Origin of the sequence: Desulfurobacterium pacificum, from assembly GCF_900182835.1 — a bacterium.
Lineage (GTDB): Bacteria > Aquificota > Aquificia > Desulfurobacteriales > Desulfurobacteriaceae > Desulfurobacterium_B > Desulfurobacterium_B pacificum.
This window is the reverse complement of the sequence record NZ_FXUB01000006.1, coordinates 64,920-84,535: the sequence shown is the minus strand read 5'-3', so window position 1 is coordinate 84,535 and position 19,616 is coordinate 64,920. Positions and strand designations below refer to the sequence as shown.

Here is a 19,616-nt window from a genome sequence, read left to right as displayed (position 1 = left end):
CTCAAGAGGCTTTAGAGCCTATGATACATGGAGTCCTTGTCCCTCTTTCGCTTTTTGTAGTTTTAACTCTAATATAAACTAATTTTTTGCAGGAGAAAATAATGGTTTTATGGGGAAAAAACGCCCTTGAGGAAGCGCTAAAATCAAATAAAAGAATTGAAAAAGTCTATTTGCAATTCGGAAAATACTTCCCTCCAGAATTTATAGAAACCCTGAAAAAGCAAAAAATCAAAATTCAATGGGCAAAAAAAGAAGAGTTAAAGAAGAAAGCAGGAACTTCAAAACATCAAGGTATCGTAATACTTTTATCTCCAGTAGAAATTTGCAAACCAGAAGCTCTCATAAACAAAACCATTCAAAAGAAATCCTTCTTCGTAATTTTAGATAGAGTAACAGAGCCCCAGAACTTAGGAGCAATTGCCAGAACAACCGAATTCTTTGGAGGAACAGGTATTCTACTACCGGAAAAAGAAAGCGCTCCTATAAACGAAACAGCCATAAAAGCCTCTTCTGGCGCGCTGCTTCATCTCACCATTTCAAGGTACTCCAACCTTGTAGAAGCTGTAAAAATTTTCAAAGATAAAGGAGGAACTATAGTTTCATTAGAAACAGGAGGAGAAAACATATCAAAAGCAAAGGTCTACCCTCCATTTGCGCTAATAGTGGGTTCTGAAGGGAAAGGTATAAGTGAAGAACTCCTCAAAATAAGCAACAAAATAGTATCTATACCAGGTAAAGGTAAAACTCCTTCTTTAAACGTTTCAGTAGCAACAGGAATAGCAGTCTGGGAATTGCTTAGGAAGACAGAATCTCTTTAGCAACCTTTTTACCAAGTTCAACAGCCGGTTGACCGTAAGGATTTACTCCCAACAATTCTGCCATTTTCACAGTAGCTACCATATAAGTCATAAATAGATACCCAAGTTCAAACTCTTCCAACCTTTTCAAAGTGAAAACAACTACAGGTCTTCCTTTCATGATAAGAGATTGAAGCGTCCCCTCAAACTCTGCTTTAATAACCTCAGAAATCCTCTTATTAGAGAGATACTCCAGAATTTCCACGTTTTCAGGAAGCCTGTAATCTGCAGGGAACCTCTCTACCATAAAGAACTGATACAACTTATCATCAGGTCCATCAATAAAAAGCTGCAAGATAGAATGCTGAGAAGACGTCCCTACAGCCTTAACAGGAGTTTGCCCTTTTCCATTTTTCCCCAAAGATTCAGCCCACAACTGGCTATACCACTCCGTAAACTCTCTCAAGTAAGAAGTATAAGGCATTAAAACAGAATTTTTTCTACCAACCATATAATTCTCATATTTCCAGACAGCTAAATTTAAAGCTGTCTTAATCTCCTTGAGAGATAACTCACCACCCTTCAATAAAACTTCACAGTCAAAACCTGCATAAAAGCAAGGAATTACCGAAATCGCCGTAAAAACCGAAAATCTCCCACCAATTTCAGATGGAACAGGAACAAACTTTGTATTGAATTTTCGTGAAAGCTCTTCAAATGAATTACCTTTATCTCCCACAAAAATTACTCTATCCTTTAAAGGAAGGTTCCTTGACCTTAATTCTCGCAGTATAACGTTAAGAACAGTTACAGTTTCTAACGTCTTCCCCGACTTACTCGCAAAGAAAAAACAAGTATTTTCCCAATCAAGAGTTCTAAGCGTCTCAGATATAAGTAAAGGGTCCACGTTATCTATAAAAAGGAGCTTTCTCGTAGCTTTATATCTCAAAGCCTCATACACCGTTTTTGTCCCTAAAGAAGAACCGCCTATCCCAACAATCACCATTGTTTCAAATCTACTTCTCATATCTTCAGAAACGTCTTTCCACTCTTCTAAATCTTCCCATGGCAAATGAGAAAAAGGCATATCTGTTTTGGGTTTCTCCACATCCTTTAACTTCCAGTTAAAGAATTCAACTCTCACTTTCTAATTCCCTCTCTATCTGACTAACAATTCTCAAAACATCCACTAACGCATCAGGATTAACAGATATACTATCTATCCTTTTTTCTATTAGAAACCTTAAAAATTCAGGATAATCAGAAGGCGCCTGTCCACATATACCTACCTTTCTTCCGTAATTTTTTCCGTTCTCAATAGCTTTCTCCACCATCCACTTAACAGCCTCATTTCTTTCATCGTATATATGTGCCACCAAAGATGAGTCCCTATCAACGCCCAAAGTAAGCTGTGTTAAATCGTTTGAACCTATAGAAAATCCATCAAAAACCTCCGCAAACTCCTTTCCTAAAATAACGTTAGAAGGAATTTCACACATCACGTAAACTTCAAGTCCCTCTTTCCCTCTTTCTAAACCAAACTCTTTCATAACCTCAAGAACCTTTTTACCCTCTTCAGGTGTCCTGCAGAACGGAACCATAACTATCAGGTTATCAAGCCCCATCTCTTCCCTAACCTTCTTAACAGCAAGACACTCAAGTCCAAAAGCTTCCTTAAACTTATCAGAATAGTATCTTGACGCTCCCCTCCAGCCTAACATCGGATTTTCTTCAGCAGGTTCAAAAATACTTCCTCCTAAAAGGTGAGCATACTCGTTTGATTTAAAATCTGAGAACCTCAAAATTACAGGCTTTGGATAAAAAGCTGCAGCTATCCTTGCAATACCGTAAGCTAACTTATCAACGTAGAAAGATTTTTTATCTTCATAACCAACTGTTATCTCCTCAATCTGTTCCTTCAACTCAACGCTCAAATCGTCAAAGTTTATGAGGGCAAGCGGATGAATACCTATGTAGTTGTTAATAATAAATTCTTCTCTAGCAAGCCCTACACCAGCAGAAGGCAAAAATGAAAGCTCAAAAGCCCTATCAGGAGAAGCTACATTAAGCATAATAGGGGTCTTCGTAGAAGGTAATTCCGAAACGTCCACCTCCTCCACAGAATAATCTACCTTACCTTCATAAATGTAACCTGTAGAACCCTCACAGCACGACACAGTTACTTCATCACCATCGTTCAAAATTTCAGTAGCGTTTCCGGTGCCTACAACAGCAGGAACCCCTAACTCCCTCGCCACAATAGCAGCGTGACAGGTTCTCCCTCCCCTGTTAGTCACAATGGCAGACGCTTTTCTCATCAACGGTTCCCAGTCAGGGTCTGTAATATCTGCCACCAAAACATCACCTTCTTCAAACTTTTCAGCTTCTTCAAGAGACTTCAAAACTTTTACTTTCCCGTAAGCAACCTTCTTTCCTACAGCAATACCCTTCAGTAAAACCCTTTTTTCTTTCTCGCTTTCAGGAAGCGTAAGTTTATATATCTCTAACCTGTAAGATTTCTTACTCCCATGAACAGTCTCAGGTCTTGCCTGAACAACGTAAAGCTCTCCCGTTTCACCATCCTTTGCCCATTCAACATCCATCGGTTTGGAATAGTAACGCTCTATCTCCATTACCCACCTTGCCAGAGTCAAAACTTCATCATCACTTAAAGAAAACCTATTCCTGTCTCTTTCATCCACCTTAGCTTCAACAACCCCTACGCCAGATTCATCGTAAATCAGCTTCTTGTCCTTAATTCCCAACTTCTTATCTATTATTGCCCTAAATCCTTTCTCCAGAGTAGGCTTAAAAACAAACCACTCATCTGGAACAACAACTCCTTTCACCACATACTCACCCAATCCATAAGAACCCGTTATGAGAACAACGTTCCTGAATCCCGTTTCTGTATCAAGAGAAAAAGCCACACCAGAAGACGCGAGGTCTGACCTCACCATCTTTTGAACGCCAACAGCAAGGGCAATCCTGAAATGGTCAAAGCCAAATTTCTCTCTATAAGAGAGAGCCCTTTCAGTAAAAAGAGAAGCAAAACACTTTCTAATAGAATCAAGAACCTTACAGGTTCCTCTAACGTTCAAATACGTTTCCTGCTGACCGGCAAAAGATGCATTAGGCAAATCCTCTGCCGTAGCCGAAGAGCGAACAGCCACATCAACGTTCTCAACGCCATATCTCTGAGATAACTCTTGATAGGCTTCTATAACCTGAGCCTTCAAGTCTTCAGGAAACCTTCCGCTCCTTATCAAATTCCTTATTTCTCTGCTACCTTCCTCTAATTCTTTAACGTTAGAAACATCTATTCTCTCCAAAATATCCCTTATCTTCTTATCAAGTCTGTTATAGCTAATAAAGTACCTGTAAGCCTCAGCAGTTACGACAAAACCATAAGGAATTTTAATCCCTTTAGGCGACAGTTTTCTTATCATTTCGCCTAAAGAAGCGTTCTTTCCCCCAACAATCGGAATATCCTCAATTCCAACTTCATCAAGCCATAAAACCAACTTTTCCATTATCCCTCTTTTAACCATTTAGCAGCATCTTTGGCATGGTAAGTAAGTATAAGGTCAGCACCAGCCCTCTTCATTGAAAGAAGCGTTTCAAGCACAACCTTCCTCTCATCAATCCAGCCCTTCATTGCCGCTGCTTTTACCATAGAGTACTCACCACTAACGTTATAGGCAGCTACAGGATATTTAAAGGTTTCCTTTACCCTTCTGATAATATCCATATAGGAAAGCGCAGGTTTTACCATAACGATATCTGCACCTTCTTGAATATCAAGAGCAACTTCCCTTAAAGCTTCATCGCTGTTAGCCGGATCCATCTGATAGGAACGTCTATCACCAAAAGCCGGTGTAGATTCAGCAGCATCTCTAAAAGGACCGTAATAGGCAGAAGCGTACTTCGCAGCGTAAGACATAATTGGTATGTCCGTAAAACCAGCCTCATCAAGCCCTTCTCTTATCGCTTTAATCATACCGTCCATCATACCTGAAGGTGCAACCATATCAACACCTGCTTTAGCGTGAGAAACCACCTGTTTCTTTAAAAGCTCAAGAGTCTTGTCGTTATCTACATCACAATAATCACCTTCACACTTCAAGTAACCGCAATGCCCGTGAGAGGTATACTCACAGAAACAAACATCTGTAATAACGTAAATATCTGGAACCTCCTTTTTTATAGCCCTTACCGCCCTCTGAATAATTCCGTTATCAGAAAAAGAATCGGAACCCAACTCATCCTTGTAAGCAGGAATACCGAAAAGAATTACTGCAGGAATACCCAACTCTTTAACTTCAGCAACTTCCTCTACCACTCTATCAATGGAATAACGAAACTGCCCCGGCATAGAAGGTATTTCTTCCTTAACTCCTTCACCCTCAACGATAAAAAGCGGATATATAAAATCATCAACCGTTAAAACTGTTTCTCTAACCATTCTTCTTATATTCTCGTTCTTTCTCAACCTCCTCAATCTCAGCTCTGGAAATCTACCCGTAAGCATTTGAAACCTCCTCCAGTATAAGTTTAACGATGCCGTTTAAAGTATACTCTTCAGGCATCTTATAAACGCTAAAGCCTGCTTTTCTCACAGCGTCAGCCGTAACGTGACCTATAGGTATAACTTTAGCTTCTTTTAATACCCTTTTTGCCAACTCCTTCCCCAAAGATAAAAAAGCTTTAAAGTTTGAAGGACTGGTAAAAGAAACAAAATCAAAACCTTTTTTCAGCTCTTTCTCTAAAACACCAGCGACTTCCTCATTAACCACCGTCCTGTAAACAACTACCTCTTCAACTTCTGCTCCTCTTTCCCTCAAAAACTGAACAAAAACCTTCCTTCCCTTCTCAGGTCTTACCACCAAAAACCTCTTCCCTTCTAAATCTGCCTGCTTAAAAAGCTCTACTAACCCCTCTCCGCTAAAGTTATGGGGAATAACAGGATTAAACCCTAACCCCTGCAAGGCTTTAGCAGTAGATTTACCAACCGCCACCACCGTTACATCTTTCAAAGTATCCGGTAAAACATCAGAAAAGAAATGGCGAACTCCATTCTTACTGGAAAAAACAGCATAATCCCACAAATCGTTTTTCAAAGAAAAAGGAACTCTTTCTGTTTTTATCAGCGAAAAATCCACCCCCTCCACACCCACATTATGCAAATCTCTCTTATGCTCCTCACTCAAAACCGAAGAGACAAAAAATCTCACTGACATTTCATCAACTCATCCAATATTCTCTTTCCACCAGCCGAAAGAAGTCTGTTCGCAACCTCTTTTCCTATCCTCTCTGCTTCTTCCACACTATTACATTCAAAGACACCTTCTTCCCTATGGTAAAACTCGCCGTTGAGGTCAGAAATAAAAGCCCTGACGTGAACCTTCCCGTCATTAACAACAGCATAACACCCTAACGGAACCTGACATCCTCCCTCAACAGTAGCTAAAAACGCCCTCTCAAGATGAGCCGCTATTTCAGAATCCTCCGAATTTATCGCTTCCCTCACTATCCTGATTATCTCATCATCACCTTCTCTTCCTTCAATCCCCAGTATCCCCTGAGAAACGGAAGGAATCATAATCTGCGGCGAAATAATTTCATCAATTTCATCTTCCCAGCCTAATCTCTTTACACCTGCTGCCGCCAATATAATTGCATCGTATTGACCTTCCTTTAACTTCCTGATTCTCGTATCAACGTTACCTCTTAAATCTCTTATCTCAAGGTCAGGTCTAACTATCCTTAACTGTGCCTTCCTCCTTAAAGAACTAGTTCCGATAACGGCACCTTCTGGCAGTGTAGATAGAGTATACTTCCCGCAAGAAAGTAGCGCATCCCTCGGGTCTTCTCTATCAGAAAAAGCTATCAACGCAAGCCCTTCAGGAAGCCTTGATGGAACGTCCTTCAAACTATGAACAGCTATATCAACCTCACCGCGCAACATCGCATCTTCTATCTCTTTCGTAAATAGCCCTTTATCACCTATTTTTGCCAAAGGAACGTCAAGTATCTTATCCCCTTTAGTAACAATCTTTACAAGCTCAACTTCAACGTCAGGAAACTTTTCCTCTATCTTCATCTTTACCCACTCAGACTGCCACAAAGCCAACTTACTCTTACGGGTTCCAATCCTGATTTTCATACGCACTCTCCCTATCTTTATTCTTTTCCAAGACCAAAAATCTCTCTGAATACCTGAACAACGTTATGACGGGCTTCTTCCTCAACAGCCTTTCTTTTAACGTTGGTAATAGGCTGGTGAAGCAACTTGTTTATGATTATTCGCGTTATATTATCAATTTCCTGCTCCTGCTCAGGAGTAAGCTTTAATTTAGGTAAACGTTTCCTTAACTCCTCTTTCCTTATCTCTTCAGCCTTTTGCTTCAACTCCGCTATAAGAGGAGCAACCTCTAACTCCCTCAACCACTTAACAAATCTCTCAACGTAAGATTCTATTATCTCCTTAGCCGTTTCAGCCTCCCTTAACCTTTCCTTTATATTGGCTTCCACAACCTGCTGTAAATCGTCAATATCGTAAACGTAAAGCCCATCCACATCGTTAAGGGCAGGGTCAATATCTCTCGGAACAGCTATGTCAATAAGGAACATCGGTCTTCCACCTCTTCTCTCCACAGCAGGAACAACGTTTTCCGGAGTAAGAACGTATCCCGGAGCGCCCGTAGAACTTATCACTATATCAGCCATCAAAAGAACCTCTTGCAGCTTATCAAGAGGAAAGGCTTTCCCTCCAAACTCCTCAGCCAATTTTTCAGCTCTCTCAAAAGTCCTATTAACAACAAAAACTTCTGAAGCACCGTTAGAAACTAAGTGCTTTACTGCTAATTCCGCCATTTCACCTGCACCAATAATGGCGACCTTTTTACCGTTGAGATTACCGAATATCTTTTTTGCAAGCTCAACAGCAGCAAAACTTATAGAAACAGCATTTTTTGAAATTCCCGTTTCTGTTCTTACTCTTTTAGAAACCTTTAGAGCAGTTTCACAGAACCTGCACATAACTGTTCCTATAGTTCCACAATCCTTAGCTAACTGAAAGGCATCCTTAAACTGACCGACTATCTGAGGTTCTCCCACAACCATAGAATCAAGGCTTGCAGCAACGTAAAAACCGTGTCTTATAGCTTCACAATCTTCTTTTTTGTAGAAGAAGGAATTAATCTCTTCAACGCTACCGTTTTTCTCTGTTAATAGAAAATCAACAACATCTTTAAAAGGAGAAGAAGACCTCGTAACAAAGTAAATTTCCACCCTGTTACAGGTAGATAAAATCATGCACTCTTCTATGGACGGAAGAGAGTTCAACTTTAAAAGCTTTTCTTCCGTTTCCTCTCCCTTAAAAGCATACTTTTCCCTTATCTCTACAGGAGCTGTCTTATGGCTCAATCCCAAACAACAGAACTTCAACCCTTCCATCTCTACCCCTTAAAAGAGTGAACATCCTTAGAACTTAGGAAGTTCACTCCTATGAAATTCAAAAGAATAACAAAAGCCCCAAAAATTGACATATAACAAAGTCTTTTTCCTCTCCAGTTTCCGTAAAGGTACAGATGTATTACGCCCGCGTAGAAGAACCAGGTTATTAAAGTAGCAACCTGTTTTGGATGCCACATCCAGTATTTACCGAAAAGTTTTTCAGACCAAACTGCACCTGCAAACATGGAAACGGTTATAAACATAAAGCCAACCGTAAGAGAGTGATATATAACCGATTCTAAAAGAGTTAACGAAGGAAGCTTCTGGAAAAACACAGAAAACTTCTTCTTTTTCAAGTGATTCTCAGAAATCAAATATACAACTGCCATAAGAGCAGAAAAGATAAAGGCACTATACCCTAAAAAAGCTGTAACTATATGCACCAATCCAACACTTCCAACAGGAAACGAGTCCTTAGGTACTCCCGAAACAAAAGAAGCTACTATTAAAGAAACAGCAGACCAAGGAACTAAAAAAGCACCCGACAAAGAAAGTTTGTGTTTCGTAGAAAAGTACAAGAACACAGAAATTATGCTGATACCAAGCAGAAGAAACGCACCTTTAGGAGTAAAAAGAGATTCTGTCCCCTCAGAAGCAACTAACAAAATACAGGACAGTAAATTGGTAAGAAATCCTACTCTTGCGCTATAAAGACCAATACTAACTAACTTCTCCTTTCTTAGAACCAAAAAGAGAAGGTAGTGCAGCGCAGAAACCGTATAGAGAACAGCTGTTGTATATACAAAAACGTTCACATCCATGCCAGGAATTATAACACGAACTAACATAATATTGTTTCAAAATAAAAAAGCGGGGAACTTAAGTTCCCCGCTCAGTTACACAGCATTCAAAATAATTAGGGATTCATAGCATTAATAGCAATGCAGTCTTCCTCTGAAGAAATAGCTTTATAGAGATACATATTGGTATCATTATCGGTTTGCTCTAAAGCCACATAAGCATCATCCAACTTTGTATCTAAAACTATTATATCTACATCACTCGTTTGATTCTCAACCTCAATTTTATTACCGTCTATAACGTAATTACCTAAAACTTCAATGCCATTTATCGTAGGATAAAGAATCTCGCCATCCTTCAATTCAAAGCAATATTCAGGAGATAAAACTCCATCTCCATTAGTAGAAGTATACCCCACGTAATACTTTCCTTCTAACTCAGAAGCATCCAGCGTTGAATTATTTAAAGGATCATAATCCGTGAAGCAAATTATTCCATCATCCGGACTATCAATGCATAAAGCATTATCCGTAACACCAATAATTTTATCTACAGTTCCGTTAGACTCTGTAAGGAATACACCCGTATCATTGTATGAAAGCGTAGCATTATAATCATCGTCAGGATTAGTACAGTTACTTAATTGAATTCCCGTGCCATTATAAGTTAACGTACAATTTTCAACAGAAGTAGCGTTCTCTAAGAAATAAATTGGCGTTCCATTATGTGACTCTAAAAATCTCTCTACATCTTCAAGAGAAACTTCAGGAGCAATGGGTTTCATAGCATCAGTTACTTCAATTATAGTCCCATTTACCTCAATTCTATCATCAAGAAGATAATGATAGGTCATATAACTGTTAGTCGCATTCACAGAATCCACATAAGTAACATCTTCATAATCATTCTTATTAACCAAAATAACCTCTCCATCAGGACTAAAGCTAACAAAATATTCACCATCATCCGTAGAGTTAGAACAGTTGGTAAGCTCAAACACATTATCATCCTTCTTAATCAAATCGCAAGTTTCTACCCAATTATCGGTTCCGTTTGTTTCTGCAAAAGTTATCTGTTTACCGTTAAACATTTTAATCAAATTCAAAACATTGCTAAATTTATCAAGCGCTGCAGCGCTTAAAGTTTCGTTAGAGAAATCAACTTTGGCTGTCCCATTAATCCAACTACCAGTATCGTTTTCACAGGAGTAGAAGAATTCTCCTTTTTCTAAATCAACCGCCGTTATCTTACACGTAGCACCATCTTCATCCGTTACATAAACAGTTCCATTATCCTCATAAATCCTTTCAAATGTATCATCTGTATTATTAGAATTCCCACAATTAACGAACATAAATCTTGTCACATCAAATGGATCAGCCACTACAGTGCAAGTATCGTTATCCTCTGAATCAGAAAAAGAAACTTCTTTACCATTCGCTTTCGCCATTAAAATAGCTAATTCCTGAAGAAGAGATTCCTCCACTTCAGGAGAATATAAAGAAAAACACTCCGTAGAATTTTCTTCTTTATCGTAATAACAGATAGCATTTGCTACTGAAGAATAACTTAAAGGATATTCCTTTCCATCTTTATTAACAGCAACAACCTGTTTCTGTACTTCATCAAGCCTAATATGATACTCTCCACTTTTATCGCAATCTGAAAGTTTCACAACAAAATCATCAGGATTCGGCTCTACTTTAACGTTACAAATAGCACCGTCATCAAACTTAACTTTCCTTCCATCCATATAGGAAAGCATATTTTCTATTTGCCACATATTCTGATATAAATTAAACATATCGGTATAGTCCACCGTTTGATTGTCCACTTTTACTACAGGAACACCGTTATCTACTGCTACTTCCACTTCATGGCCATCTACTTCTAAAGTAGCATTTTCACCACTCTCTAAGCTTTCTTTAATACAATCAACCAATGTACCATTATCAGTTGCACTGTTAACAATAACACTACCAACATTTGAAAGATCAATAACCTCTTCTGAACCAGTTGTATCGTTAGCCATAGCATGTATAACTGCTCCAACCGCCTGCGCAACGGTAGCATTTCCACCAGCAAGAGTTAACGGGTTAACAGAAACCGCCGTCGAGCTGGCATTTACCGTACCTAACGGTAAATCTCCAACTTTCAAAACAAGAGTCACAGGCAAAGAAGAAATAGGAAGTTTAAACGTTCCATCGGAAGCACTCTTTACACAAGTATCTGTACCGTTAATACAAACTTCAACACCTGCTACTTTACTTGCTTCTACAGTTCCAGTTAAGTAACTTGTTGAAGAAAGATTTTCACTACTACCACCTCCTCCACATCCAGCAAAAACAAAAGGCAGACATAACAAAGCCGTCGCTAATTTGATTTTGGCTCTCATTTGAACACCTCCCTCATTTTTATATAGTGTTAATTCTTTGCTAAAATCTAACATTGCTATATTGTTAAAATTATACTAACAATTATAAAACTTTTCTAGCAAATTTTTCAACTCTTCTAAAGGTATCTGTCCAGGCGCCACAGACTTACCTAAAAAGGTATAGGTCATAAGAGAACCAAAATGAAAACCAACCACTCTCGTCATCTTTCCTACAGCGCCCATAACCATGAAAACTTTAGGATAGTCAATTGAATTCATAACACAGCAAACTCTTGAGACGTCACTCAAAGAGTTACCGTAAAAGGCAAGTTTCACTATATCAGCTCCTGCTTCAACTGCTCTCCTGAAAATCCCCCCAATTTCCTCCGCAGGTGGAGTTTTCTCAAAATCGTGATAGGAAACAATAAGAACTTTCCCTTCCCTTTTAGCAAGCTCCCGCACATCCGAAAGAATAGAAGCCCTCAACTCTACATCCACTGCCCCGACAGAAGGATGCTTAACAAGTTTCTCAAACAGCTGCAAACGTTCTTCTTCTGAACAATTAAGTTTTCCTCCCTCCCATTCAGGACGTAAAGTCAACACTGAATAGAACCCATAGTCTCCAATCAAATCAAGAACTCTATTCAACCCCGATAAATCCACGCCCTTAGATATAACTAAATCTCCTCTCACCTCTATGAGATTTACTCCTAACCTTCTCGCATAATCCAACTTATCCTCTTCTCCACCATCAATAGAAAGAACAACAACCGGTTTCTTTCCCAATTCAACAGTTCCTATTCTTATCACTTTTCACTCCTGTGCCTGTAAGAGATAACTTCAACATCTTCAAGGACAACAAGCCCTTCTTCTATTATCTCATCTAACACCTTTAAAAATTCCTCTATTTTCTCTTCTCTATCTATTATCTCCACAACAATAGGCAAATCCTGAGATAATCTCCAGACAGTAAAAGTCTTCAGCTCAGAATGAGCACCTATACCTGCAGCTGCCTTGAAAACAGTAGCTCCAGCAAGCCCCTTATCCTTAACAAGCTTCAGTAAATATTCCCATAAAGGTTCTCCTTCATACCTATCTTCAGAACTTATAAAAATCCTCAACAGCTTCCTTTTCCCCGCTAATCCCCTCATCAGTATCTCCTCGTAACTCTCAAAACTTCTTCCGGCGTCGTTACTCCCTTAGCTATCTTTATTTTACCCACTTCTCTCAACGTCCTCATACCGTGTTTCATAGCCAATTTCCTAATCTCATCAGCATTTTTCCCTCTAACCACGGCATCCCTTATTTCAGGAACCATCTCCATAACTTCGTAAAGTGCCACTCTTCCTTTATAGCCTGTATAATCACACTTTTCACAACCTTTACCGCGATAAGTCTTCAAACCTAAAATCTCCTCATCGGAAAATCCCACCTCTTTCAACACCTCTTTAGGATAAGCAAACTCCTCTTTACAATAAGGACATATCCGTCTTGCTAACCTTTGCGCTATAACCAAAATGATAGAGGAAGAGACCAAAAAGTTTTCAATTCCCATATCCACAAGTCGGGTAACAGTACTCGGCGCATCATTAGTGTGCAAAGTAGAAAAAACAAGGTGTCCGGTCAAAGCTGCTTCAACAGCAATCTCTGCAGTTTCAGTATCTCTTATCTCACCAACCATTATAATATCGGGGTCCTGCCTCAAAAACGCCCTCAAAGCCCTGGCAAAAGTCAAACCTATTTCAGGCTTAACCTGAACCTGATTAATTCCGTAGAGATTATATTCTACAGGGTCTTCAACGGTCATTATGTTAACTTCTGGAGTATTAACAGTTAAAAGTGAGGAATAAAGAGTAGTTGTTTTACCCGAACCTGTAGGACCTGTAACAAGCACCATTCCGTACGGAGAAAAAATCGCCTTCTTCAACAACTCATATTCCCTATCCTCAAGTCCCAACTCTGACAAATCAAGTTTCAAACCGCCTTTATCCAATATCCTTAAAACCACTTTCTCGCCGTAAACCGTTGGAACAGTGGAAACCCTGAAGTCAATATCTCTACCCTTGAATCTCGCTCTCATTCTACCGTCTTGAGGAAGGCGCTTCTCAGCTATATCCATATTACTTAAAACCTTAAAACGGGCAATAACAGCATCCTTTATCTCCGGTTGATATCTGGCGACAACGTGAAGAACACCATCTATCCTGTACCTAACGCGAAGTTCTTTTTCAAACGGCTCTACGTGAATGTCTGAAGCCCCCCTCTTCAACGCTTCTATTATCATAGCGTTAACTAACTTTACAATAGGTGCCTGTGTGGCTAACTGCTTTAAATCATCAAGAGAAAGAACCTGTGATTTCGTGATAACTTCTTCTAACTCAGGAAGCTCTTCTTTTTTAGATTCTTGAAAAATCTCTTGAGTAATACGGGAAAAAAACTCTTCTTCCGCTTTCCCGTAAACTTCCTCTAACTTTTCTCTTATTCTGAAGTCAAGAGCAATAAAAGGTTGAATTCTATAGCCTGTACTAAACCTTATTCTCTCTCTAACTTGAACATCAGATGGGTCTCTCATAGCAACCTTTAACGTAGGACCAGAACGAGCAAAGGGAATGATTAAAGTCTTTTCTGCAGTATCTCTGGGGACTATCTTCACAAGCTCTTCTGGAATATTAACTTCTCTCAAATCAACGTAAGGAACGTCAAAAAATTCCGAAAGAACAGACAATAGTTGCTCTTCTGTTACCTTCCCAGATTCTACAAGAGCCTTTTGCCAATCCTTCTCTTTCTTAAAGAAATCCAACGGTACATTCAACTTTTTTGAGACAAACTCCCACAGTTTCCGCTCATCTAACTTCTGCATTCAGTACTCCTAACCTGCAGCTTCAGATAATTTATGTAGAAGGTCAGCAGGATTTTTAATAGGAAACTCTATCTTATCAACGAGAACCGTTGCAGGAACATCTTTTACCTTTATACCTGCAAGACGACTTGCCAACTCTTCTTTTTGAGATTCCTCAATAGGAAAATGCATACCTTTTATAGCAGTTAAAACTTCCACTGGCCACGCTATACCCAAAATCTTATTAACGAAGGTATCGCAAACAGCCATCACAAAAGGAACGTAATCGTTCCCTTTCTTAACCTCTTCATAAGCAAGTTTTGCAAGTCCACCGGCAGTATGAACCTTCACCTCTTTACTTTCAAGCTCCCCCTGAAGCTTCATAAGAACAAGCTGAGGGTCAGCAGAAAGCATATTTCTCACAGTTTGCTTAGTAATACCTATAAACTCTGCTATTTCATCTTCCGTTTTCATACCCTCTTCCTTTAAAACAACAGCATAAGCAGCCTCCATCAAACTCGGTATCCACGTAAGGTTCCTATACTCAAATAACTTTCTTGGTCCTCCTATTATTTCCAAAGCTTTCAAGAAAACTCTCAAAGCTAAAGTATCGTAATCTACCTCTTTAGGCTCAATCTGAATAACCATAACTCCCCTCCTCTTCAGCTGGTTTAATTTCAGTATAAAGAAAAAATCTAAAAAAGTGAAGAGCAAAGTTGACAAATGTTTAATTGTTAACTAAATTTAGAAATAACTCAGTTAGGAGGTGCTAACAATGGAAGTAATACCTAAAAGAAAGTTTCAGTGTCTTGACTGCGGACACGAGTTTGAAGAACCCTTTGGGAAACCAAGATGGATGGTCAAATGCCCCAAATGTGGAAGCGAAAACATAGTAAGAGCAGATGCTCCTGCAGGTGGTAGAGGCTGGGGAAGAGGTTTCTGCAGAGGTTGGGGAAGAGGCGGTTTCGGATGGCGCCGTGGATTCGGCGGTGGTAGAGGTCGCGGTTGGGGAAGGTGGTAAAACACCTTCCCTTTACTTCCTTTTCCTTAAAATAGCGTAAGGAGTAATCTCTACAGCTCTATCAAAAGAAATTTTTACCCTATAGTTTGGATGAACCTCTTCAATAAATTCAAGGTTATCTAACAAAGCTATTGATTCTACTTTAACTTTTTGAACCTTCACTCCTGGTTGAAAAACTTCCACTTCTTCACCTACAGAAAACCGGTTCTTCACATTCCAAAAGCTTCCATCGTAAACAGCCAAGAACTGATAATTCCTTATATAAGAACTTGACTCGTAATGCTGTTTTATCTCTTTTTTCTCAGGAACCAAAAATCCCAAAGTGTAAGGTCGGTGACTAACCTTTTTAAGCTCTTCCATTAAAAAAGGAACACTTCTTTTAAACTCCTCAGGTGATTTAAACAAAAGGTCAACTGCCTTTCTGTAAACGCTTGTAACAACGGCAACGTAGTAAGCGCTCTTTACTCTACCTTCTATCTTAAAAGAATCAACACCTGCCTTTACAAGTTCTGGCAGAACAGGAAGAGCGCACAAATCTTTTGAGTTAAATATGTAAGTTCCTTTACTATCCTCCTCTATCTCGTAAAACTCGCCAGGTCTTTTCTCTTCAACAACGTAATACTTCCACCTGCAGCTTTGAGAACAAGCTCCCTTATTACTTGCCCTATAAGTAAGGTAATCCGACAAAAGACACCTCCCTGAATAAGCCATGCACATAGCACCGTGAACAAAAACTTCCAACTCAACATCAGGAACTCTTTCTTTAATCTCTGCAATCTCTGGAATTGATAGTTCTCGCGCCAAAACAACCCTTTTGACACCTAAAGCTTTGAAAATCTCCACCGCTTTATAATTAGTAACGTTTGCTTGAGTACTAACGTGAATATCTACCTCTGGAGCAACCTCCTTTACAAGAGAAAGAATGCCTAAATCTGAGACGATAAAACTGTCAGGCTTTAAAGAAGCAACTTCCTTAACGTAAGCTTTTAATTCATCAAAATCCCTATTCTTGGCAAACGCGTTAAGGGTAACGTAAACTTTCTTTCTCCTTGAGTGAGCGTACTCAATACCTTCTGCCATCTCTTCAACAGAAAAATTCCCGGCTCTCTCTCTCAGGTTAAAAATCCTCCCCCCCAAATACACTGCATCCGCTCCATATTCAACCGCAAACCTTAGCTTTTCAAGATTACCTGCCGGTGAAAGAACTTCCGGTTTTTTCAATTCTCAACTCCCATAAAATTTATTCAGCTATAATTTATCCCCACTACTCAATTCAGGAAGAGAAAATGAAAAACTTTCCATGGTGGATTTTTAAATACGTAAAAGAACTTAAACTCTTAGTTGTTGTAAGCTTAATAACTTTAGTGCTAAACGCAGGATTAACGTCCTTTTTAGCCTACTTCGTGAAAACCATAGTAAATAACGTCTTCGTAACAAAAAACGAACATATGATAAAGATAATACCGCTAATACTCATAGGTTTAGTTTTAGCAAAAGGAATCATATTTTTTATCAATTACTACTCAATGGCTTACATAGGTCAGAGAGTAATCGTCAGCCTACGGGAAGAACTTTACGAGAAAGTACTAACTCTGCCTTTAGAAATTTTTTCTAAGGAACCCCCATCCAATTTCATCTCAAAGATTATTAACGACACCAACCTCCTGCAGGACTTCTCTTCAAGGCAGATAGCAACCTTCTTGAGAAACTTACTAACAGCTTTAGGACTTATCGCCGTAATCTTTTATCAGGATTGGAAATTAGCAACAATAGGCTTAATAGGACTTCCACTAATAGGTTACATAATATCTCTCTTAGGAAAGAAAATCCGCAAATACACCAACCAGATGCAGGAAAAGTTAGCAAAACTTACAGGTCATCTCTTTGAAGGAGTTAAAAACTTAAGAGAAATCAAACTCTTAGGAGCTGAAGAACGTTTTATAAAAATCTTCACAAAGGAAAACTGGAACTACTTTAGAAAATTCATGAAAATCAAAAAAGTGGAAGGTATCTACCCTCCCATAGTTGAACTTACAGGCGCTGTAATAGTTGGATTTTTAATTTATTACGGCGGAATGAAAATAGTAAGAGGAGAACTTTCTCCAGGCGCTTTCTTTTCCTTTATCATAGCCTTAATAATGGCTTACGAACCTATAAGAAAATTAGGACAGAACTACAACAAAATACAGCAATCAATTGCAGTAGCAGAAAGGATAAAAACAATTTTAGATTTACCCGACGAATATAAGTTAAAAGATGGAGAGAAAGTTATTAACAACGTATCGGAAATTTGCTTCAATAACGTTAACTTCCGTTATCCTGAAACTGAAAGTTACGTCCTTAAAAATATCTCTCTAACGTTTAAAAAAGGGAAAAAATACGCTATTGTTGGTAGAACGGGAAGTGGAAAATCCACCCTCATCAACCTCATCCCCCGCTTCTACGACCCTACATCAGGAACAATCACCATTAACGGCATAAATGCAAAAGAACTAAAACTTAAACCCTACAGAAAACTGATAGGACTTGTAAGTCAGGACATCGTTATATTCAACGGAACGATATTGGAAAACATCTCAATAAGCAAACCTAACGCTTCCTTAGAAGAAATAATAGAAGCAGCAAAAATAGCCAACATTCACGATTTTATAGAAACCCTTCCGGATAAATATTATACCGTCTTAGGAGAAGAGGGTATCTCACTATCTGGCGGACAAAAGCAGAGAATAGCAATAGCAAGAGCAATCCTTAAAAATCCAGATGTCCTCATATTGGATGAAGCAACCAGCGCCTTAGACTCAGAAACTGAAAAAGCGATACAGAAAGCTATTGATGCAAAGTTCAAAGAAAAAATCATAATAGCCGTAGCCCACAGACTATCAACAGTGTTAGACAGCAACACAATAATATTCATGAAAAACGGCGAAGTAGTAGGATATGGAACGCATGAAGAGTTATACAAAAGCCTTGCAGATTACAAAAACTTATGTGATATCCAATTCAAAGTCTATGAAAACTGAAGAGCTTTTTCTTTTAACTTCTCATAAAACTTTCTTGCCTTTTCCTGAGCTATCTGCCTACCCCTGTTGATTATGTCTACTTTTTCCTCTAAAACGTTAACAACTCTGTAATCAAGTTCTCTATTCTCTGCCATTTTTTTCAGAATATTCAAAACCTCCCTAACGGTCATTCCTTTTTTGTAAGGTCTCTCCTCGGTAAGAGCAGTAAAAACGTCTGCAACAGCTAATATCCTTGAACCCATAGGAATCTGATTCGCCCTCAACTTAAAAGGATACCCCTTACCATTCAACTTTTCGTGATGGTAGGAAGCCCACTCCAAAATATTACTATCGCTAACAAATCTTAAAAGAAGCTTATAAGTATGGAAAACATGAGATTTCATCAAATCAAACTCTTCTTCAGTAAGTCTATCGGGTTTTTCTAAAACCTCACTGGGAATAACTATTTTTCCTATATCGTGAAGCAAACCGGCGATTCTCATCTTTTTGAGTTCCGACTGAGAAAAAGAAAACATAGAAGCTAACTGAACGGCGGTTTGCGCAACACCAGATGAGTGAGTAGCAGTAAACTCACTTTTAAAGTCAATTATGTATCCGAATAGATTTATTACTTTTAAAAACTCCCTTTGACTCAACCGAAAGTTTAGGCTACTCAAAAGCTTTGAAATATTTTCTTCTAAATACGAAGGTTCAGCATAAAGTTCAAACCATAAAGCTTCCTTATCTGCTAAGTGGTTTAGAAATATATCTACCAATCGGGGATGTAATATTGAACCTCTGCCAGCAGAAATTTTCTTCTTCAAAGACTCAACAGCTTTAGAAATACTAACGCCACTCTCTATTCTGTTAGACATATAAACATCTATCCTGTCTGCCAATAGGATAAGCTGGGAGGAGAGGGGGATTTTTCCTTTAGCCTCAACATATTCATTAAACGTTCTATGATGATGTTTAATAATCCTTGCAACTTTAGAAAACAACGGATAATGCCTTAAAAGTTCATACCCCACATACGCATGTAAATGAATAATCTTTTCTGATTCTTTAGACAATCCACTTTCTTTCAACAAAAGTTCTGCTTGTTCCCTTGAATTAAAAAACAATATTCCTATATCATGGAGCAAACCTGCAACGGCAACATTCCTCAAAAACTCAACAGAATAACTAATTTTATTAGCAATACTAAATGCAAGAAAAGACACTCTTAAATTGTGTTTTTGAATGGAGGAGTTAAGAATAGAACTCAAAGAGGAAACCGTAACTAAAAGATTGGTAATATCCACAAAAAGTTCCATAAAACACCCCT

Annotated in this window: 17 protein-coding genes; 3 read left to right on the top strand and 14 right to left on the bottom strand. The window is 38.7% G+C overall.

Annotated elements, in window-relative coordinates; all coding sequences use genetic code 11:
• Positions 1 to 101: 101 nt before the first annotated feature.
• Positions 102 to 818, top strand: coding sequence for a 23S rRNA (guanosine(2251)-2'-O)-methyltransferase RlmB (gene rlmB, locus QOL23_RS08240; protein WP_283401110.1), 717 nt, complete (start codon positions 102 to 104; stop codon positions 816 to 818).
• Here rlmB and QOL23_RS08235 read toward each other — a convergent pair.
• The 12 genes from QOL23_RS08235 to QOL23_RS08180 form a co-directional block, all read right to left on the bottom strand.
• Positions 796 to 1,941, bottom strand: coding sequence for a glucose-6-phosphate isomerase (locus QOL23_RS08235; protein ID WP_283401109.1), 1,146 nt, complete (start codon positions 1,939 to 1,941; stop codon positions 796 to 798). The genes rlmB and QOL23_RS08235 overlap by 23 nt on opposite strands.
• Positions 1,931 to 4,330: a phosphoenolpyruvate synthase gene (gene ppsA, locus QOL23_RS08230; RefSeq protein WP_283401108.1), complete on the bottom strand. Its 2,400-nt coding sequence runs from the start codon at positions 4,328 to 4,330 to the stop codon at positions 1,931 to 1,933. The genes QOL23_RS08235 and ppsA overlap by 11 nt, the downstream gene beginning before the upstream one ends.
• Positions 4,330 to 5,328: a porphobilinogen synthase gene (gene hemB / locus QOL23_RS08225; protein WP_283401107.1), complete on the bottom strand. Its 999-nt coding sequence runs from the start codon at positions 5,326 to 5,328 to the stop codon at positions 4,330 to 4,332. The genes ppsA and hemB overlap by 1 nt, the downstream gene beginning before the upstream one ends.
• Positions 5,315 to 6,037, bottom strand: coding sequence for a uroporphyrinogen-III synthase (locus tag QOL23_RS08220; protein WP_283401106.1), 723 nt, complete (start codon positions 6,035 to 6,037; stop codon positions 5,315 to 5,317). The genes hemB and QOL23_RS08220 overlap by 14 nt, the downstream gene beginning before the upstream one ends.
• On the bottom strand, positions 6,028 to 6,963 hold the full coding sequence (gene hemC, locus QOL23_RS08215) for a hydroxymethylbilane synthase (RefSeq protein ID WP_283401105.1): 936 nt from the start codon (positions 6,961 to 6,963) through the stop codon (positions 6,028 to 6,030). Before hemC ends, QOL23_RS08220 begins: the two co-directional genes overlap by 10 nt.
• A gap of 17 nt (positions 6,964 to 6,980) precedes the next feature.
• Entirely contained in the window at positions 6,981 to 8,255 is a 1,275-nt protein-coding gene (gene hemA / locus QOL23_RS08210; RefSeq protein WP_283401104.1) for a glutamyl-tRNA reductase, read from the bottom strand.
• A 2-nt stretch (positions 8,256 to 8,257) separates the two neighbouring features.
• Positions 8,258 to 9,103: a cytochrome C assembly family protein gene (locus QOL23_RS08205; RefSeq protein ID WP_283401103.1), complete on the bottom strand. Its 846-nt coding sequence runs from the start codon at positions 9,101 to 9,103 to the stop codon at positions 8,258 to 8,260.
• Between the two features lie 68 nt (positions 9,104 to 9,171).
• Positions 9,172 to 11,451, bottom strand: a complete 2,280-nt coding sequence (locus tag QOL23_RS08200) for a hypothetical protein (protein ID WP_283401102.1) — start codon at positions 11,449 to 11,451, stop codon at positions 9,172 to 9,174.
• A 75-nt stretch (positions 11,452 to 11,526) separates the two neighbouring features.
• Positions 11,527 to 12,240, bottom strand: coding sequence for a type I 3-dehydroquinate dehydratase (aroD, locus tag QOL23_RS08195; protein WP_283401101.1), 714 nt, complete (start codon positions 12,238 to 12,240; stop codon positions 11,527 to 11,529).
• Entirely contained in the window at positions 12,237 to 12,581 is a 345-nt protein-coding gene (locus QOL23_RS08190) for a DUF190 domain-containing protein (RefSeq protein WP_283401100.1), read from the bottom strand. Before QOL23_RS08190 ends, aroD begins: the two co-directional genes overlap by 4 nt.
• Positions 12,581 to 14,290 (bottom strand): type IV-A pilus assembly ATPase PilB, encoded by a 1,710-nt coding sequence (gene pilB / locus QOL23_RS08185; RefSeq protein WP_283401099.1) that lies wholly within the window; start codon positions 14,288 to 14,290, stop codon positions 12,581 to 12,583. The genes QOL23_RS08190 and pilB overlap by 1 nt, the downstream gene beginning before the upstream one ends.
• 9 nt (positions 14,291 to 14,299) lie before the next feature.
• A complete protein-coding gene (locus QOL23_RS08180) occupies positions 14,300 to 14,917 on the bottom strand; it encodes a bacterio-opsin activator (RefSeq protein WP_283401098.1) in 618 nt (205 codons plus the stop codon).
• Between the two features lie 127 nt (positions 14,918 to 15,044).
• Here QOL23_RS08180 and QOL23_RS08175 point away from each other — a divergent pair, with 127 nt between their 5' ends.
• The gene (locus tag QOL23_RS08175; protein WP_283401097.1) at positions 15,045 to 15,290 is read left to right on the top strand and encodes a hypothetical protein; all 246 of its coding nucleotides are present in this window, start codon (positions 15,045 to 15,047) and stop codon (positions 15,288 to 15,290) included.
• A 12-nt stretch (positions 15,291 to 15,302) separates the two neighbouring features.
• On the opposite strand, the gene QOL23_RS08170 is transcribed toward QOL23_RS08175, so the two are convergent.
• Positions 15,303 to 16,511 carry a peptidase U32 family protein gene (locus QOL23_RS08170; RefSeq protein WP_283401096.1) on the bottom strand — a complete coding sequence of 403 codons (1,209 nt, stop codon included), beginning with the start codon at positions 16,509 to 16,511 and terminating at the stop codon, positions 15,303 to 15,305.
• A gap of 65 nt (positions 16,512 to 16,576) precedes the next feature.
• Here QOL23_RS08170 and QOL23_RS08165 point away from each other — a divergent pair, with 65 nt between their 5' ends.
• Positions 16,577 to 18,310 (top strand): ABC transporter ATP-binding protein, encoded by a 1,734-nt coding sequence (locus QOL23_RS08165; RefSeq protein WP_283401095.1) that lies wholly within the window; start codon positions 16,577 to 16,579, stop codon positions 18,308 to 18,310.
• Here QOL23_RS08165 and QOL23_RS08160 read toward each other — a convergent pair.
• Positions 18,298 to 19,605, bottom strand: a complete 1,308-nt coding sequence (locus QOL23_RS08160; protein WP_283401094.1) for an HD-GYP domain-containing protein — start codon at positions 19,603 to 19,605, stop codon at positions 18,298 to 18,300. The genes QOL23_RS08165 and QOL23_RS08160 overlap by 13 nt on opposite strands.
• Between the last annotated feature and the right edge of the window lie 11 nt (positions 19,606 to 19,616).

What these genes read in the sequence shown, in the direction of transcription:
- hemC (WP_283401105.1), bottom strand. Translation starts at nt 6,963, where the DNA reads ATGAAAATCAGGATTGGAACCCGTAAGAGTAAGTTGGCTTTGTGGCAG.
- QOL23_RS08160 (WP_283401094.1), bottom strand. Translation starts at nt 19,605, where the DNA reads ATGGAACTTTTTGTGGATATTACCAATCTTTTAGTTACGGTTTCCTCT.
- QOL23_RS08175 (WP_283401097.1), top strand. Translation starts at nt 15,045, where the DNA reads ATGGAAGTAATACCTAAAAGAAAGTTTCAGTGTCTTGACTGCGGACAC.
- pilB (WP_283401099.1), bottom strand. Translation starts at nt 14,290, where the DNA reads ATGCAGAAGTTAGATGAGCGGAAACTGTGGGAGTTTGTCTCAAAAAAG.
- QOL23_RS08200 (WP_283401102.1), bottom strand. Translation starts at nt 11,451, where the DNA reads ATGAGAGCCAAAATCAAATTAGCGACGGCTTTGTTATGTCTGCCTTTT.
- ppsA (WP_283401108.1), bottom strand. Translation starts at nt 4,330, where the DNA reads ATGGAAAAGTTGGTTTTATGGCTTGATGAAGTTGGAATTGAGGATATT.
- QOL23_RS08190 (WP_283401100.1), bottom strand. Translation starts at nt 12,581, where the DNA reads ATGAGGGGATTAGCGGGGAAAAGGAAGCTGTTGAGGATTTTTATAAGT.
- QOL23_RS08180 (WP_283401098.1), bottom strand. Translation starts at nt 14,917, where the DNA reads ATGGTTATTCAGATTGAGCCTAAAGAGGTAGATTACGATACTTTAGCT.
- QOL23_RS08165 (WP_283401095.1), top strand. Translation starts at nt 16,577, where the DNA reads ATGAAAAACTTTCCATGGTGGATTTTTAAATACGTAAAAGAACTTAAA.
- rlmB (WP_283401110.1), top strand. Translation starts at nt 102, where the DNA reads ATGGTTTTATGGGGAAAAAACGCCCTTGAGGAAGCGCTAAAATCAAAT.
- QOL23_RS08220 (WP_283401106.1), bottom strand. Translation starts at nt 6,037, where the DNA reads ATGTCAGTGAGATTTTTTGTCTCTTCGGTTTTGAGTGAGGAGCATAAG.
- hemA (WP_283401104.1), bottom strand. Translation starts at nt 8,255, where the DNA reads ATGGAAGGGTTGAAGTTCTGTTGTTTGGGATTGAGCCATAAGACAGCT.
- QOL23_RS08205 (WP_283401103.1), bottom strand. Translation starts at nt 9,103, where the DNA reads ATGTTAGTTCGTGTTATAATTCCTGGCATGGATGTGAACGTTTTTGTA.
- hemB (WP_283401107.1), bottom strand. Translation starts at nt 5,328, where the DNA reads ATGCTTACGGGTAGATTTCCAGAGCTGAGATTGAGGAGGTTGAGAAAG.